At 40.9% G+C, this 16,571-nt stretch carries 18 protein-coding genes; 4 read left to right on the forward strand and 14 right to left on the reverse strand.

Annotation, left to right across the window (positions count from 1 at the left end; genetic code table 11):
* The 14 genes from LS67_RS03840 to LS67_RS03905 form a co-directional block, all read right to left on the reverse strand.
* A complete protein-coding gene (locus tag LS67_RS03840; protein ID WP_034326134.1) occupies positions 1-1,572 on the reverse strand; it encodes an NADH-quinone oxidoreductase subunit M in 1,572 nt (523 codons plus the stop codon).
* Positions 1,569-3,443, reverse strand: a complete 1,875-nt coding sequence (nuoL, locus tag LS67_RS03845) for an NADH-quinone oxidoreductase subunit L (protein WP_034326132.1) — start codon at positions 3,441-3,443, stop codon at positions 1,569-1,571. The genes LS67_RS03840 and nuoL overlap by 4 nt, the downstream gene beginning before the upstream one ends.
* Positions 3,444-3,447: 4 nt before the next feature.
* Positions 3,448-3,750 (reverse strand): NADH-quinone oxidoreductase subunit NuoK, encoded by a 303-nt coding sequence (nuoK, locus tag LS67_RS03850; protein ID WP_034326129.1) that lies wholly within the window; start codon positions 3,748-3,750, stop codon positions 3,448-3,450.
* Positions 3,743-4,267 carry an NADH-quinone oxidoreductase subunit J gene (locus LS67_RS03855; RefSeq protein WP_034326128.1) on the reverse strand — a complete coding sequence of 175 codons (525 nt, stop codon included), beginning with the start codon at positions 4,265-4,267 and terminating at the stop codon, positions 3,743-3,745. The genes nuoK and LS67_RS03855 overlap by 8 nt, the downstream gene beginning before the upstream one ends.
* Positions 4,260-4,955, reverse strand: a complete 696-nt coding sequence (nuoI, locus tag LS67_RS03860) for an NADH-quinone oxidoreductase subunit NuoI (protein ID WP_034326125.1) — start codon at positions 4,953-4,955, stop codon at positions 4,260-4,262. Before nuoI ends, LS67_RS03855 begins: the two co-directional genes overlap by 8 nt.
* A gap of 9 nt (positions 4,956-4,964) precedes the next feature.
* On the reverse strand, positions 4,965-5,954 hold the full coding sequence (gene nuoH, locus LS67_RS03865) for an NADH-quinone oxidoreductase subunit NuoH (protein WP_034326174.1): 990 nt from the start codon (positions 5,952-5,954) through the stop codon (positions 4,965-4,967).
* A gap of 11 nt (positions 5,955-5,965) precedes the next feature.
* Complete coding sequence (locus tag LS67_RS03870) at positions 5,966-8,515, reverse strand: NADH-quinone oxidoreductase subunit G (RefSeq protein ID WP_034326123.1); 2,550 nt, start codon at positions 8,513-8,515, stop codon at positions 5,966-5,968.
* Positions 8,512-9,363 (reverse strand): hypothetical protein, encoded by an 852-nt coding sequence (locus tag LS67_RS03875; protein ID WP_052099829.1) that lies wholly within the window; start codon positions 9,361-9,363, stop codon positions 8,512-8,514. Before LS67_RS03875 ends, LS67_RS03870 begins: the two co-directional genes overlap by 4 nt.
* Entirely contained in the window at positions 9,360-9,587 is a 228-nt protein-coding gene (locus tag LS67_RS03880; RefSeq protein WP_034326122.1) for an NADH-ubiquinone oxidoreductase subunit E family protein, read from the reverse strand. The genes LS67_RS03875 and LS67_RS03880 overlap by 4 nt, the downstream gene beginning before the upstream one ends.
* An 11-nt stretch (positions 9,588-9,598) precedes the next feature.
* Complete coding sequence (gene nuoD, locus LS67_RS03885; protein ID WP_034326120.1) at positions 9,599-10,828, reverse strand: NADH dehydrogenase (quinone) subunit D; 1,230 nt, start codon at positions 10,826-10,828, stop codon at positions 9,599-9,601.
* Positions 10,825-11,568: an NADH-quinone oxidoreductase subunit C gene (locus tag LS67_RS03890; protein ID WP_034326119.1), complete on the reverse strand. Its 744-nt coding sequence runs from the start codon at positions 11,566-11,568 to the stop codon at positions 10,825-10,827. The genes nuoD and LS67_RS03890 overlap by 4 nt, the downstream gene beginning before the upstream one ends.
* 12 nt (positions 11,569-11,580) lie before the next feature.
* Positions 11,581-12,090: a NuoB/complex I 20 kDa subunit family protein gene (locus LS67_RS03895; RefSeq protein ID WP_034326117.1), complete on the reverse strand. Its 510-nt coding sequence runs from the start codon at positions 12,088-12,090 to the stop codon at positions 11,581-11,583.
* The gene (locus tag LS67_RS03900; protein ID WP_034326116.1) at positions 12,072-12,476 is read right to left on the reverse strand and encodes an NAD(P)H-quinone oxidoreductase subunit 3; all 405 of its coding nucleotides are present in this window, start codon (positions 12,474-12,476) and stop codon (positions 12,072-12,074) included. The genes LS67_RS03895 and LS67_RS03900 overlap by 19 nt, the downstream gene beginning before the upstream one ends.
* A gap of 125 nt (positions 12,477-12,601) precedes the next feature.
* Positions 12,602-13,318: a YebC/PmpR family DNA-binding transcriptional regulator gene (locus LS67_RS03905; protein WP_034326115.1), complete on the reverse strand. Its 717-nt coding sequence runs from the start codon at positions 13,316-13,318 to the stop codon at positions 12,602-12,604.
* 249 nt (positions 13,319-13,567) lie between these two features.
* On the opposite strand from LS67_RS03905, the gene LS67_RS03910 reads away from it, so the two are divergent.
* From LS67_RS03910 to purQ, 4 genes are read left to right on the forward strand one after another with little or no spacing between them, the layout of a single operon-like run.
* The gene (locus LS67_RS03910; protein ID WP_034326113.1) at positions 13,568-14,905 is read left to right on the forward strand and encodes a S41 family peptidase; all 1,338 of its coding nucleotides are present in this window, start codon (positions 13,568-13,570) and stop codon (positions 14,903-14,905) included.
* Positions 14,905-15,615, forward strand: coding sequence for a phosphoribosylaminoimidazolesuccinocarboxamide synthase (gene purC, locus LS67_RS03915; RefSeq protein WP_034326112.1), 711 nt, complete (start codon positions 14,905-14,907; stop codon positions 15,613-15,615). Before LS67_RS03910 ends, purC begins: the two co-directional genes overlap by 1 nt.
* Positions 15,616-15,657: 42 nt before the next feature.
* Positions 15,658-15,900: a phosphoribosylformylglycinamidine synthase subunit PurS gene (gene purS / locus LS67_RS03920; protein ID WP_034326110.1), complete on the forward strand. Its 243-nt coding sequence runs from the start codon at positions 15,658-15,660 to the stop codon at positions 15,898-15,900.
* Positions 15,897-16,568 carry a phosphoribosylformylglycinamidine synthase subunit PurQ gene (gene purQ, locus LS67_RS03925; protein WP_034326109.1) on the forward strand — a complete coding sequence of 224 codons (672 nt, stop codon included), beginning with the start codon at positions 15,897-15,899 and terminating at the stop codon, positions 16,566-16,568. Before purS ends, purQ begins: the two co-directional genes overlap by 4 nt.
* Positions 16,569-16,571 lie beyond the last annotated feature (3 nt).

Raw genomic sequence — 16,571 nt, forward strand, 5'->3', positions numbered from 1 at the left:
TTAATCTCCTATGTTTGGGATAACAAGTACCCCTTCGTCAAAATCATCGGGGGCGCTTTTGTAAATAAAGATATTTTGCTCTCCCATTTTATTGCGCTCTGTCGTGGTGCTAGGATTTGTCGGCGTAAGTATGGGGAGTAGCGTCTGCACACTCGTGCTAATAGGATTAAGCAGTGGCTTAGGATACACACCAAAGCAGATAATAATAGCCACAATAGGTGCAAACACGATTTTTTCCCTTAGATTAAAGTCTTTGAGGGTGCTATGTGTAGGAGATATATTGCCTAAAAATACTCTTTTAAAGAGCACGAGCATATAAATTGCACCCACAAAGAAGCTACTTCCGGCTAAAAATGCGATGATTGGATTGACTTGGAAAATCCCATAGAGGCAGAGCACCTCGCCCACGAATCCCATAGTCAATGGCAGTCCCAAAGAGCACATCATTACAATACCAAATGTGCTGCTAAGCCTTGGCATACTATGGGCAAGTCCTTGAATCTGTGATATTTGTTGCGTTTGTGTGCGCTCATACACAGCACCTACGAGGAAAAAGAGTGCAGCTACCACGAGTCCGTGTGAAATCATAAAAAATACAGCCCCGCTTAATCCCTCTGTATTGAGCGAAAAAAGTCCTAGCACGATGATACCCATATGCGAGATAGAGCCATAGGCTAAGAGGGTTTTTGCATCTTTTTGCACGAGGCTTAACATTGCGCCATAGACGACCATACCTACACATATAATGCTTACGACAAGAGTAGCCCAGCTACTCGCGTCTGGAAAAAGAGGTAAGACAAAGCGCAAAAGCCCGTAAGTTCCCATTTTACTCACAACGCCCGATAGGAGTGCAGAGCCAATCATCGGTGCTTGCGTATAGGTATGTGGTTGCCACGAATGAAGTGGAAAGAGTGGAATCTTCACTGCCATACCGATAAAGAATGCAAGGAAAAGCCATTTTTGGAGCTGTGTATTAAAAGAGATTTGATACCAATCAAGGAGGTTAAAGCTCCACACACCCATAAAGAGCTTGTATTGATAGGCGAAATACAAAATTCCCACGAGCATAATGATTGAACCGCCAAAGGCATAGACAAAGTATTTAATGGCAGCGTAGATTCGCTTCTCACCTCCCCAAATGCCAAGTAAGTAAAGCACGGGAAGCAATGAAAACTCCCAAAAAATGTAAAAGAGCATTACATCAAGTGCGCTAAACACACCCATAATAATGCTTTCAAGGAATAAAACCGCAATAGCAATAGAGGTTTTGATATATTTAAAAAGCGATAAAGCAAAGAGTGTGAGAAGCGCATTGAGCGTGATAAGAAAGAGTGAAATGCCATCAACGCCCACAGCATAGGCTACACCAAAGGAATGAATGATTTCTATGTGACTATAAAACTGAATCCCACCATAATTAATATTAAATTCACTCCACAAAAGCAATACAAAGAGCAGTTCGAGTGCGGCGACAATAATCGCAAAAACGCGACCTTTCTCGCCTTTTAATACATATAGAATCACCGCGGCAAAAGCCGGAAAAAAGATAATAATACTTAAAAGATAATTCATAACTGCCTCCAAGTAAAATAACACACACATACACAGAGCAAAATACCTAATCCTATAATCATAAGTGTCAGCATACGCGTTAGTGAGCCATTTTGCACGAGTGAGAGTTTGCCTCCTAATGCTTTTAAGAAGTATGCAATAGAATCTGCAAAATAATCAATGCCTAATTCTACTTTTTGCCATAGGAAATAGGCGCATTTTTGATAGGGCTTTATGAAAAAAATCTCATAAAGCTTTGGTATGTAGTAGTTATTAATAAGAATCTTATAGATAAATGTTCGCTCCCAAAAGCTACTAAAGCCGCCTTTGGCGTATTTGATAATACTGAATAGGGCTATAAGGCACACGAGGGTTAAGGTAGCACCAATAAGGAGCAAATGCGTTTGGGCTGGTAATTCTGGCAATTCATAGGGCAAGTGTGTGCTTAAGAAGTTTGAAAGCACCCCACTAAGCCCGGCAATCATAGAGAGAATGGCAAGTGGTAACATTGCAAGGAGCATATATAAATACGCCTCGTGTGGGTGTTGCGCGTGGTTTTTAGGCACGAAAAATACGAGCATAAGCAGTCTAAAGCTGTAAAATGCTGTGAAAAGCGCAGTGATAAATAAAATAGTCCATATAAATGTATGCTGTGAAAAGGCGACTTCGAGGATTAAATCTTTTGAGAAGAAACCTGCAAATGGATAGATTCCAGCCAATGCCACAGAGGCAATAGACATTAGAATCATCGTATAACGTAGCGGTTTATGCAAACCACCCATTTTGGTAATATCAAGCTTATCGTCCATAGCGTGCATTACATTCCCAGCACCAAGGAATAGCAGGGATTTGAAGAATGCGTGCGTGATGAGGTGGAAAAGTGCTATCCAATACGCCCCAAGCCCAGCAGCGACAAACATATAGCCGAGTTGCGAAAGTGTAGAATAGGCGATAATGCGCTTTAGGTCTTTATTTACAAGTGCCATACTCGCGCCAAAAATTGCCACAAATGCGCCGAGTGAAGCGATGAAAAAACCTACATCGGGAATCATTTGATAGAGTGGATTTGTGCGCACGAGCAGATACACGCCAGCGGTTACCATTGTTGCCGCGTGGATAAGCGCGGATACAGGCGTTGGACCCTCCATCGCATCAGCAAGCCAAGTGTGGAATGGAAACTGCGCGGATTTACCCATAGCACCTATAAAGAGCAATGCACCAACCCACATAAGCAGACTTGAATCAAACTGCTCGTTTTGTAATGCGAGAAAGATTTCTCCATATTTGAGGCTTTCGCAATGATATACAATAAGAAAAATACCAATAATAAGGGCGAGGTCGGCGATTCTATTTATCACAAAGGCTTCAATGGAGGCAAAATTTGCACTCTCTTTTTCATACCAAAAGCCAATGAGGAGATACGAACATAGTCCCACACCTTCCCAACCAGCAAAGAGTCCCAAGAGATTATCGCTCATTACGAGCAACATCATCGAAAATACAAACGCACTCAAATAGCTAAAATAACGATTGAATCCTTTATCATTTTTCATATAGCCAATAGAATAAATATGCACCATTGTGGAGATAAAGCTCACCACAACCATCATACTCACGCTTATGCTATCAACCATAAAGCCAAATGAGCTATAAAAATCCCCCGCTTCAATCCAATCTAAAAAATCGATATAAACGATGACTTCGCTTTGATACACAGCAATAAAAAGTAAAAGCGAGGCGATAAAAGACACACAAAGTAGGAGTGTAGGCACGATACCCGCAATCATACATTTTTGCATATGTCCAAAAAACGCGCTAAAAACCGCACCAATAAGTGGGGCAAAAAGTGCTATATACACCATTTGCACGAGTGTTTCACTTGTAGGTATCATTATGCTATCCTTTGAGAGTTTCTAAAGTGCTGACATCAAGTGTGCGATGCTTTTTGTACCAAATCACTACAAGTCCCAAGCCCACAGCGATTTCTGCTGCGGCAATAGCAATAAGAAAGAGTGCGAAAATTTCGCCTTGTAGGTCATTAAGATATGAAGCCACGGCAACAAAGCCGATATTGACGCTATTGAGCAAAATTTCAGTAGAAAAAAACAACATAAGAATATTGCGCCTCCTTAATATGCCAAAAAGTCCTATGCAAAAGCATATAGCCGCTAAACTCAAGTAGTGATTAATACTAACCATTCTCGCTCCTTTTTACACTTAATACAATTCCTGCCACCATAGCCACGAGCAACATAAAAGCGGCAATTTCAAAAGGTATAAGATATTTTGTAAAAAGCACATAGCCAATCATTTGAATATTATTCATATCTGCTATATCGATAAGCTTTTGTGAATCCGCAATAGTTTCGAGATTATTCCCCACAAGTGGCATACCAAATGCCCCAACAAGCACTATGGCAATTCCCACACACAGCACGCAAGCCACCCATTCATTTTTGCGAGATTGCACTACTTGCTTTGAGCTATCAAAAAACATCATTGCAAACGCATATAGAGCAACTACCGAGCCTCCATAGACAACAATCTGCACCGCACCCAAAAATTCCGCATCAAGCACAAAAAATATACCAGCGACAAAAACCATTCCACTCGCAAGAGCTGTCATTGTGTATAAAATCTGCGATGAGCAAACAACGATAAGAAAGCTCACGATACATAATGTGCTAAAGAGATAAAATGCTATACTCTCAAACATCTTTGCCCTCCTGTTTGTCTTGCTTTGTCTCTTGTGCAGGAGATGTTGCACTGCTAGTTTGATTATCTTCTTGTGTAAGGATTTGTGAATCTTGCAAAGCAATTTGTTTTTCTACAATTTCGCTTAGCGGCGTCTGTTTCACGCGCGTATCAGCGTTAAAGGATACAGAGCCAAAGCCGCTAAATTCTATTGGCGAGGAGGTAGATTCTAAAAGTGTGCTTTTGTTTCCAAAAAGTGCCCTCTGTTCGCTTGCGCTCTCAAATCTCCCGCTATGCACGATAGCAAGCTCTGGGCAAACTTCCGCACATAGTCCGCAGTAAATACAGCGTCCAAAATTGATACTATAATTTAGAATCTTTTTGCGCCCGTCCTCGCCTCTATTGGTAAGGATTCGTATGCAGTTGCTCGTGCAGATTTTCTCACATAGTCCGCAGCCAATACACCGCTCATTTTCGGATTCTAAAAGTCTTTGTAATGTATGCACTGCACGGTATCTTGGACTTAATGGTGCAGTTTCTAGCGGATAGTGTATCGTTACTTTTGGAGATAAAAATGCGCCAAAAGATCTTTTGAGTCCAGCAAAAAGATCAAGCCCTAGAGTTGTTTTGATACTTATAGCTACGCGCGTGAGAAAGGCTTGATTTTCACGATTTTTGCGAGGTGCTAAGACATAATAATCTTTTTTCATTCACATCTCCTAAAATAATAAAATGCAGCCAGTGAGGAGCACATTAAGCAACCCGAGAGGAAGCATAATTTTCCAGCACATACGCATAAGCTGGTCGGGGCGCACGTGCGGGAATGTCGCCCTTACCCACATAAATAAAAAGATAAAAAAGCAAACCTTGAGTAAAATCGCAATGCCACCGGGGATAAAGCCCCAGTCGTTAAATCCTCCACAAAATATGAGACTTAAGATAAAGGCAGTGGCAAACATATTTGCATACTCACCGATAAAAAACATTCCCCATTTTAAGCCGCTGTATTCGGTCGCAAACCCTGCAGTCAGCTCGGTTTCGTGCTCGAGCAAGTCAAAAGGCGTGCGGTTAAGCTCTACATAGGCGGCAATAATGAAAAGCACGAAAGCGAGAGGTTGTTTAAAAATGAGCCAATCAAGCATATTGCCTTGCTGATAGGCGTTTATATCTATGAGCGATAACGAGCCAACGAGCATAAGTGGCGCGAGGAGAGAAAGAAAAGTAATCACTTCAAAGCTTAAAAATTGTAGAGCTGCCCTTGCACCACCGATGAGCGACCATTTATTCCCCGAGCTTAGTCCGGCAAGGAGTGGTGCATAGATACCACAGGAGCTCACAGCTAAGATAAACAGAATCCCCACATTGATATCAGAAATAATAGGTGTAATCGTGTGTCCAAAAAGCTCAAATTGAGGGAAAAAGGGTATAGGTGCCATAGCGACAAATGCGGTAATTGCAGCGAGTGATGGCGCAAGGATAAAAATAGGTTTAATGGCATTTTGGGGGATAATATCCTCTTTGGTAAAGAGTTTGATGCCATCAGCAAGCACTTGCAATAAACCATAGGGTCCCACATAGTTTGGTCCTATGCGTCTTTGAAAAAATCCCAGTATCTTACGCTCTAAATATGTGCCAAACCCTGCGAGTGCAGAGAAAATAAGCAGGACAACGATAATTTTTAAGATTGTCTCAATAATGCCACCTGTCAAATCACTCATTTTTAATCCTTATGTGTAATATGTAAATTCGCCCAAGAATGCGAGGCAAAAATCTGCTCTGCGCCACGAAGTAATGGGCTAACAAGGAAGCAAGATGTGTTGAGACGATAATCGACAAACACCACCCCGCGCACTTCATTTACAGAATCTGTGAGGCAAACACACTCGCCCTCTTTGAGCCCAAGCTCCTCTAAAAATACTGCACTTACATAAATGCCGACTTTATTTTGTAAATGCACGCTGTGTGCTGTGTAAGCATTAAACTGCGAGGGAGAATTGAGTGCATACGCGTTGTAGGATTTGATATCTGGCAAGATAAGTGCTTTAGATTCTTCACCCATAAGTGGCGTGATAGATAAGGACTTAAAGCGATAGCCTCGCATATCTGTGCCATCATTTAGGAATCTATTATCAAAATCATCAAATTCACAGCCACAAATAAGGCTCGTGTAATCAATCAAATAATCGCCTTTCATATCAAACGCTTTAGCAATATCGCTCAAATCATATCCCTTGAAAGGTAGGGCAGGTTTAAGAGGTAAGATTCTAGAATCTATGCTTGTGTAAGTGCCCTCTAATTGATTAATTGCTGGGAGGATAAAATCTGGCGCAATTTTTTGCGTAAAATCCTCCGTGTGTGCGTATTCTTTGGGGCTAGATTCGCTTATGTTAGAATCTACGCAAGATGTGGAGCTTTTGCTAGATTGAGAATCTGTGTTGATAAAATTAGATTCACACACAAAATCGCCACTGGTGCGATAACCGACACTAAAGCTATTTTCGCTTTTTTGTTTCTTAGGGCTTAGGTTGCAAATCATCGCTAGTCCTAGCGCATTTGCAAATGGTGGCACAAGAAGCACCTTGATAAAGCCTTTAGATTCTAAAATACCGAGTATTTTGGCTAAAACTTGCGCTTGTGAATCCGCATACACATCTGCACCAATCGCCACTACAGGCTGATTTTGGCATACCAAACTTAAGGCGGCTAAATGTTCGCTGCTGATATTTGCATCACTCAAAGCTTTATAGGTAACTTCCTCTTTCATCTCCTCAACAATTTCTGTGGTTTCTGTGCTTATCTCCTCTCCCACCTCGTTTGTTGTTGTGATTGTCTTTTTCACCTCTTTTTGCACCGGTGTTTGCGTAATGCACTTGCTTTCAAGGATTGGCTTTATTATCTCCTCAAGCGTTTGTGTTTGCGAATCTTTATCTGGATTTGTAAGCAAGTAAGCAAGGGCTAAGCTCCCCACAGCCACATTAAGAGCGTTTGGGTGGTAATTTATGCTACTAAGATTCTTGCTTAGATTTTGTATGAGGCTATCACTTAATGGGTGCATATACACCGCTTGCGAACCTTTAGAAATCCTTAATTTGTTATTCAACATATAACGCAAAGTAGGCACTTCATAGTTTATCGCACTACCGATAATCACCACATTTTGGGCTTCCTTAAAATGTGACAGATTGTTGAGCGTGGCTTTTTGCACGTGGGTAAGAAATGCGTTGATAAAGTGCTTGAAATGTAGCGCTTCCTCATTATGTAAGGTGCAGTTGTGAATCTTGGCGATGTGATTAAGTACAAACGCTTCTTCATTGGTTGTTTGATTGCCCACATTAATGCTTGTGGCTTTTTTGAACGCATCAATCGCAGCTTGGAGATTTTGACTTGGATTCACACTTGAGCTCACATCATAGCCATATCGCCCCGCACCGCAAATAGGGTTAAAGTAAAAATCATTTTTTACACGATAAATATGCGGTGTGCCGAGTGTATCATTATGGCGCACCTCATAGATAACCTTACAGCCCATAGGGCAGTGGATACAAGTAGATTCTATCTTTTTGAGCTCCCACGCATTCGCCTTATATTTAAAGTCATTTGTGCTTAAAGCCCCCACAGGACACACGCTAATACACTCACCACAGTCAAAACAAGGTGTATCGCCCACGAAATCAATGAGTGCCTTTTGCTTACGCGACCACACGCTTAGTGCATCTTTTGGCATTGAATCTTTCCACAATGCGCTATCGACCGCGTTTAAATCAGCTTTTTGAGCCTTGAGATTTGCCTCACCTAGATTATCCTTGCAGGTGGTCGCGCAACGCTCACACATAATGCAAAGATTTGGGTCATAGACTGCCTTTGCCCACGACTTATGTGCTTTATGGTTTTCTTTGATGTGATAGTTTTGTGATTCTACTTTCATTTTAAGCGTGTAGTTTTGTAGCTCGCATTCCCCGCTTTTGTCGCAAACACCACATTGCAAGGGGTGATTCACATCATAGCTTTGCATAATAGCGTTGCGCTCTTTATTAATTTCCTCTGTGTGCGTGAGGATATTCATACCTTCTTTTGCCTTGCTGTTGCAAGAATAATTGCGTTTGCCATCAATATCCACCATACAGAGCTTACAAGCCATAGTGGGCGAGCAGCCGGAGAGATAGCAAATAGTGGGGATTTCTATGCCCTCTCTACGCGCGATTTGCAGGATACTCTCGCCCTCATTGCACGAGAGTGTGCGTCCATTGATTGTGATAGTAATTTTATTCATAGTATCACCTCGACTTTTTTATAAGGATAGCCTATGTTGTTTAGCGTGGAAGTATAAAGCATAGCAATCGTGCCTTTTTTGGTGTTATCACACTCACACACGGCATCAATGCGGTTAGATTCAAAGCTAAGGGTAATGTGCTGCTTGGATTTGAGCTTGAGCGCGGGGGCAAAGAGTGGCGGAAGTGTAAGTGTATTTATAGAATCTTTGCTAACTGCGCTATTTGAATAGGGCAAAACATATATAAAATTTCCATTGGATTCAGGCAAATCCTCACATATTTGCAAAGTATTCTGTGCTTTGGAATCTGTGCTATTTGAGGTGTTTTTAAAATCTATATGAGAATCTAAAATCTCTGGCATAATAATATCAATATGCCTGCTCTTACCGAGTATGCCACATATCAAGGCAATATCCCTTGCATTTGGGTGAAAGGCTAGTTCAGTGCCAAGCACGAGTGCAAGGGTTTTTTTTGAAACTTGTGTGTGTTGTGTGATAAACTCTAGTTCCTCTTCAGCGAGATTGGTTTCAGAAGATAGATAACCCATATCTACTTGCTCTAGCGATGTTTGAAGCTCATTTGTTTTAGAATCTTCGCCTTCAAGCAGATGTAAAAGCGTGTGGGCAAGAAGCCACATTACGCCAAATTCCGTGCCAACTTCATAGCGCAAAGATTTTATAGCTTTACTCTCATTGATAAAAAGCGGATGTAGGACAAAAAGTTGCTTATCCGCAGGAAGGGTGTGCCAAAAGTAACCAAAGCTAAGGATTGTATCATAGTCTGCAAAATCCTTTTTTATAGGCTTTTGTGAAGTTTGAAAAATATGTGTAGCAAAGGATTGTATCACTTTTGCCTCCTTACTACGATACTCCAATCCACCTCGTTAAAACGTAGGCTATTGAGCAACTCATCACCACGATTAAGGATACAATCAGTAGCTTTTTGCACATTTGCAAAATCTCTTACCTCGAAAAGAAAAATCCCCACCTCACCACTCTCTAGGCTATCACACAGCTCGTTTAAGCGATTTTCAAAGTCATTTGATAAATGTCGCAAATCATATCGTTTCATTAGAATCCCCTTTATCTATCGACTTCGCCAAAAACGACATTTGTCGAGCCAAGAATAGTCGGCACATCAGCGAGATAATGTCCCACTAAAAGCTCTTGTAATGCACCAGTGTGGTAAAAGCTCGGGGTTCTAATTTTGAGGCGATGAGGAGAGGGACTGCCTTGAGAATGGATAAAGAAACCCAACTCACCTTTGGGAGATTCAGTAGGTACATACACTTCGCCCACAGGTGGGCGCATACCCTGCGTAACAAGCACGAAATGCTGCATTAGTGAGTAGTTTTGCGTCATAATATCCTCTTTGGGTGCGGAGATGTAGCGCGCATCTTTTGCCATAGTTTCCGGACTCGTGCTAGGGTAGAGAGCAACGAGCTGCTTTAGAATCTTTAGCGATTGATACACTTCCTCAATATAGAGCTGATACCTCGCGTAGCAATCACCCTCATTTGCTACAGGCACTTCAAAATCAAGCTGTGAGTAGAGCTCATAAGGATTGTGTTTGCGAATATCCCATTTGATACCGCTTCCGCGCGCCATAATACCACTTAAACTCCATTGCTTGACAAAATCTTGTGAAATCACACCCACATTTTCAAGGCGAATGCGCCAGATTCTATTTTTATCGAGTAATCCACGCACTAAATCAAGTGTTTTAAGCACACTCTGTGTCCATTTTTCTACACTCTCTATAAAATTATGGGGCAAATCAAGTGGCACGCCACCGATACGAATAGCATTGTGCGTAAGTCTTGCCCCGCAATAATCCTCCATTAAATCCAAGCCATACTCGCGCTCGATAAAGCAATATAAAAAAATAGACAAAGCCCCAACATCCATTCCGTGTATGCCAAGGAAGAAAATATGAGAGATAATGCGATTAATTTCTAAAAGCATTGTGCGGATAACTTGCGCCCGAAGTGGCACTTCTACGCCGATGAGCTTTTCTACCGCTGCAGCAAAAGCGTAATTATTGCTCGTAGCAGCGATATAATCAAGTCTATCGGTAGTTGGCATAAATTCATTATAAATCATATTTTCAGCCATTTTTTCTACACCGCGGTGCAAGTAGCCAATATCAGGCGTGGCTTTTATGATTTTTTCGTGTTCTAGTTCTAAAATGAGGCGTAATTGTCCGTGTGCAGAGGGGTGCTGTGGTCCAAAATTAAGCACCATTTTATCATTCTCTTGTTCAAAAAAGATATTTTCAAAATTCGGCTTTAATTTCGTGTAGTTCTGCTTCATCTTCGCGCCTTTAATTTTGTGTTTGTCTTGAGGGATTTGATGAGTGGGGGCGTTTTTTCCTCTTGAAAAGTGAGATTAAAATCAATTTCTGCAAAGTCTTTGCTATTTTGCCTATCAATTCTCGCGCTGTCTCGTTGCTCCGCGCCGATAATCTCGCGATATTCCTTACCAAAGATTCTATCTATTTCATACCATTGTGCGTATTCATCGCCTTGCAAAGGATAGGATTTAAGGAGTGGATGCCCCACCCAATCGTGTGGCATAAGCAGTCTTTGTAGGCAGGGATGTCCTTCAAAGATAATGCCAAACATATCGTAGCACTCACGCTCACTCCAATTTGCACTTTTAAAGAGTGAAGCAACCGATGCGATATTTTGCCCTTTTTTGATTTTTGTTTTGATTTTTAGACGTTTTGAGCTCGTATCTTGGAGATTCAAAAGGAGGTAGAATAATTCAAATTCATTGCTTTCCTCTATCTTATCAATCGCGCTCATCTCTGTAAGTGCGGTATAACCCAATGCGTGAAGCTCGGCAATGAGTGCGAGAAGTTGTGTAGATTCCACCCAAAGTGTTGCAAAGCCATTTTCTATGTAGCTCTCTGTAATGGGTGTGCTGATAGCTTTTAGCTCATTGTCAAATCCCTCAAGCGGGATTCTTGGTGATGTAGGGGTAACATCAAAGCGGTGCGTATAATACACGCTTTTTTGTGCGTTGGCTTTAGGAGGATTTTGTCGTATCATTTTGTCTCCTTGCTATACAAGTCGCTTTGGTACTTTTTGTGGAATGGCTTTATTTTTGCGAATCTTTTGCTGTAAAGCCATAATCGCATATTGCAAAGTTTCCGGGCGAGGAGCGCAGCCGGGCAAATAAATATCCACTGGTATGATTCTATCCACGCCTTGCACGGTGGAGTAGGTATTAAACATTCCACCGGTATTAGCGCAACTTCCCATAGAGATTACCCATTTTGGTTCAGGCATTTGGTCATAAAGTCTGCGGGCAAATTCAGCGTGTTTTTTAGTAAGAGTGCCAGAGATTATCATTAAATCCGCTTGTCGAGGCGAGGCACGAAAGATAGAACCGAATCTATCAAGATCAAAGCGACTCCCACCTGTTGCCATCATTTCAATTGCGCAACAAGCCAAGCCATAGGTTAAGCCCCATAATGAATTGCTGCGCCCCCAATTTAAGAACTTATCTACGCTACTTAGCGCAATAGGTAATCCTGCACTTTGTGTATAATTTACTTGATGTTTTGCCACGATAACGCTCCTTTTTTCCACGCATAAATGAATCCTATCACTAAAAGCGCAATAAAACTTAGCATTTCAAAAAATACGAAGTTGCCAAGCCCCATATATGCAAAAATCTTAAAATCAATAGCCCACGGAATCATAAAAATCACTTCAATATCAAAAAGCACAAAAAGCAGGGCGAAGATAAAAAAATGCGTGGAGATTCTGTTTTGCTGTTTTGCTGGAGTTGGTCCGCACTCATAGGTAGAGACTTTGAGTTTTTCTCTTTCTTTTTTAGCAAGTTTGCGCGAGATAATGCGTTGCAAACGAAGCGTGAGCGTGAAAGCGATGCAGGTTAGCACAAAGAGTATAAAAACACCAAAATATGGGTGCTCAAAGGTAGAATGGCTCATTTTATTCCTTATACATCATTTGATAGTGCGATTGTAATGTGTAGATTCTAATAAAAAGCTTATTTGGTAAAAAAATATTTTACAAAAGCATAACATCGGGTTACTTTTTTACTTTATTTTTTTATTTATTGGATGTTTGTATAAACCGCCTGCACATCATCATCTTCCTCAATCCTATCTAAGAGCTTTTCAATCTCCTGCATTTGCATCTCATCAAGCGTGATGGGAGAGGTGGGAATCCTCTGCAAACTCGCCTTAAGCAGAGGAATTTTTAAAGATTCAAAACCCTCATTTAAGGTGCCAAAGTCCTTATAATCACCATAGGCGATATAATACACCCCTTCTTCGTCCTCTACACTCTCTAGCTCCTCTAATCCATAATCAATCAGTGCGAGCTCTAAATCAGCAATATTTTCTTGTGTGCGAAATTCAAATACACTCTTGCGCGCAAACATAAAATCCACCGAACCATTAGTAAGGATATTTGCATTTGGGGTTTTATTGAAATAACTTTTGATGTTTGCTATCGTGCGCGTGGGATTATCGGTCGTGCATTCGATAAAAATTAGCACGCCATAAGCAGCCTTGCCCTCATAGGTAATTTCACTAAAAGTGCCGTCTTTGCCACTTGCGCGCTTAATGGCGGCATCGATATTATCCTTTGGCATATTTTGTGCCTTAGCGTTTGCAATAGCGGTGCGGAGTTTTGCATTCATCGTGGGGTCAATACCGCTCTCCTTAGCAGCGTAAGTGATTGCTTTTGCGAGTTTTGGAAAAACCTTACTCATCTTGTCCCAACGCTTTTCTTTCGCGGCGCGGCGGTATTCAAATGCTCTTCCCATAGTATTCCTTCTATAAAATCTTGCTTTTTTTTAGAAAAGAGCGCATTATAACCTAAAGATTCTAATACAATCTTTAGAATCTGCTCGTGTTAGTATTCTATAAGAATTTCATTATGATATTAGCTGTGTAATTTATGCAGATTCTAAAAACTTCATTCACAATAAAATTACATAATTAAAAAAATATATAGTTTTTTTGAGATAAAATGGTGCCTTTTAAATTTTTATCACATTTTCAAGGGTAATATAATGATGAATAAATCGCGCGTTGTTTTATCGGGCATTATCATTTCATTGTTGGTAAGTTCTGCGCTGTTTGTGGGGCTGGTGGCTAATGAGACACAAAAAGTTAAGCCAAATTCACAAGAAAATAAATTAGAATCTTTCAAAAAACTGCGTCGTATTATGGCTATTGTGGAGGAAAATTATGTCGATGAGCTAAGCTTTGATGAGATCGCGAATAAGGCAATTGATGGGCTTTTAAGCAATCTTGATGCACATTCTACCTACCTTAATAAGAAAAAATTTGATGATTTGCGTGCGAATACTGATGGTGAGTTTGGTGGGATTGGTATTACCGTTGGGCTTAAGGATGGGGCTTTGACGATTATCGCTCCTGTTGATGGTACGCCCGGCGATAAAGCGGGGCTTAAAAGCGGCGATGTGATTATTAAGGTAAATGATAAAAGCACTATTGATATGAGTATTGATGATGCTGTGAATCTTATGCGCGGTGCGCCTCGCACAAAGGTAGAGCTTACTATCGTGCGCAAAGGCGAGTCTAAACCGCTTGTTTTTGCCATCGTGCGTGATATTATCAAAATAGATTCTGTGAAGGTGCGCAAAATTGAGGGGAGTGATTACGCTTATGTGCGCGTGTCCTCGTTTGATAAAAATGTAACGCGCAATGCTACAAGTGAACTCAAACAAATAGGTAAAATTGGCGGTATTGTGCTTGACTTGCGTAATAATCCTGGGGGTGTGCTGGATCAGGCTGTGGATTTGAGTAGGCTTTTTATCAAAAGTGGCGTGATTGTTACGCAGAGGGGGCGCACAAAGGGTGAAAATATCGAATACAAGGCTAAAAGTGCGCCTTATGCTGATGTGCCTGTGGTGGTGCTGATAAATGGTGGAAGCGCGAGTGCGAGTGAAATTGTAGCTGGTGCTTTGCAGGATCATAAACGTGCCGTGCTTGTCGGAGAACAAACTTTTGGCAAAGGCAGTGTGCAGACCATTATGCAAATAGACCAAAATGAGGGCTTGAAGCTCACAACGGCAAAATATTATCTTCCTAGTGGCAGGACGATTCAAGCTGTGGGCGTTACACCGGATATTATTGTGTATCCGGGTGCTGCGCCGGAGAATGAAAATAACTTCAATATTAAAGAATCTGATTTAAAGAGACATCTGCAGGGGGAACTTGAGAAAGTCAATCAACAAAATACAAAGACAAAAACTGACAATGAAGATAAAAAAGTCCTAAGTGAAAGTGCGATTTATCAAGACATTCAGCTTAAAAGTGCGATTGATGTACTTAAGGCGTGGGATGTGATAGGCGTTACAAAACTAACCAACAAGGGGAAATAATGGCAAAGACAAATATGCTCTATGAAGGCAAGGGTAAAAAACTTTTTGAAACAGATGATAAAAATGTGCTACTTGCGGAGTTTAAAGACGACTTGACTGCTTTTAATGCAGAGAAAAAAGGTTCTGAATCTGGCAAGGGTGCGTTAAATTGTCGCATTAGCACTTTGCTTTTTACGCTTTTGGAAAAAGAGGGTATAAAAACACATTTCATAAAACAAACAGACGATAACAAAATGTTATGCAAGAGGGTAAGTATTATCCCCATAGAAGTGGTTACGCGCAATATTGCCACTGGTTCACTCACAAAGCGCTTAGGTATAAAAGAGGGGAATGTGCTTCCTTATCCACTTGTGGAGTTTTACTACAAAGATGATGCACTAGGTGATCCGCTTATTAACGATGAGCATTGTGAGATTTTGGGCTTAATCAAAGAGCGGGGTGAGATTCATATCTTAAGAGAGCAGGCGCGTAAAGTTAATGATGTGTTAAAGGCATTTTTTGATAAGAGGGATTTGAAACTCGTGGATTTCAAGCTTGAATTTGGACGTGATAATGAGGGGAATATTATTCTTGCCGATGAGATTAGTCCTGATAGTTGTAGGTTCTGGGATAAAAGTACGAATGAAAAGCTTGATAAAGATAGATTTAGACAAGATTTGGGTAATGTGAAAGTCGCGTATGAAGAGGTTTTGCGCCGTATTTTGACATAATGGCGTAACATAAAAGTGATAAATTAATGTAGAGGGCAAATAATGAAAGTAAAAGTGCTTGTTTGTTTGAAAGAGGGGGTGCTTGACCCTCAAGCGAAAGCTATTTTTCACGCGCTAAGTGCGCACGGGTTTGATAGTTTGCAAAATGTGAAGCTTTCAAAAGAGATTATTTTGGACTTGCAGGAGAGTGATAAGGACAAGGCACATTCACTCGTGCAGGATATGTGCGAGAATCTACTCGCAAATGTTGTGATTGAAGATTATAGTATTGAGATTTTGCAATGAATGTGGCTATTATCCGCTTTCCTGGCACGAATTGTGAGTTTGATACGCAATATGCTTTTGATATGCTTGGTGCAAAGACCCATATCGTGTGGCACAAAGATGAAACCTTACCACAAGATTCACATTTGGTAGTGATAGCAGGAGGTTTTAGCTATGGGGATTATTTACGCTGTGGGGCGATAGCGCAGTTTTCACCCATTATGAAAGCCATCAAGGAATTTGCTTTGAATGGTGGCTATGTGCTTGGCATTTGCAATGGCTTTCAGATTCTATGCGAGGCTAGACTCTTGCCTGGGGCTTTAAAACGTAATATAAATTTACACTTCATTTCACAAATGCAAACCCTAAAAATTGTCAATAAGGACAATGCTTTTTTGCGCTCTTACAGCCTCAATCAAGAGATAAATTTGCCCATAGCCCACGCCGATGGCAATTATTTCATTGATGAAGCGAATTTAGAATCCTTGCGTAAAAATGAACAGATTCTGCTTGAATATGTGGATAATCCCAATGGCTCTGTGGCAAATATTGCTGGAATCTGTAATAAAAAGAAAAATGTATTTGGCTTGATGCCCCACCCTGAAAGGGCGATTGAAAACATATTGGGAAGTCGTGATGGCATAGCAATGCTTGATAATCTATTGCAGATTTCACATAAAGGATTGTAAGAG

The organism is Helicobacter sp. MIT 03-1616, from assembly GCF_000765685.2.
GTDB lineage: Bacteria > Campylobacterota > Campylobacteria > Campylobacterales > Helicobacteraceae > Helicobacter_C > Helicobacter_C typhlonius.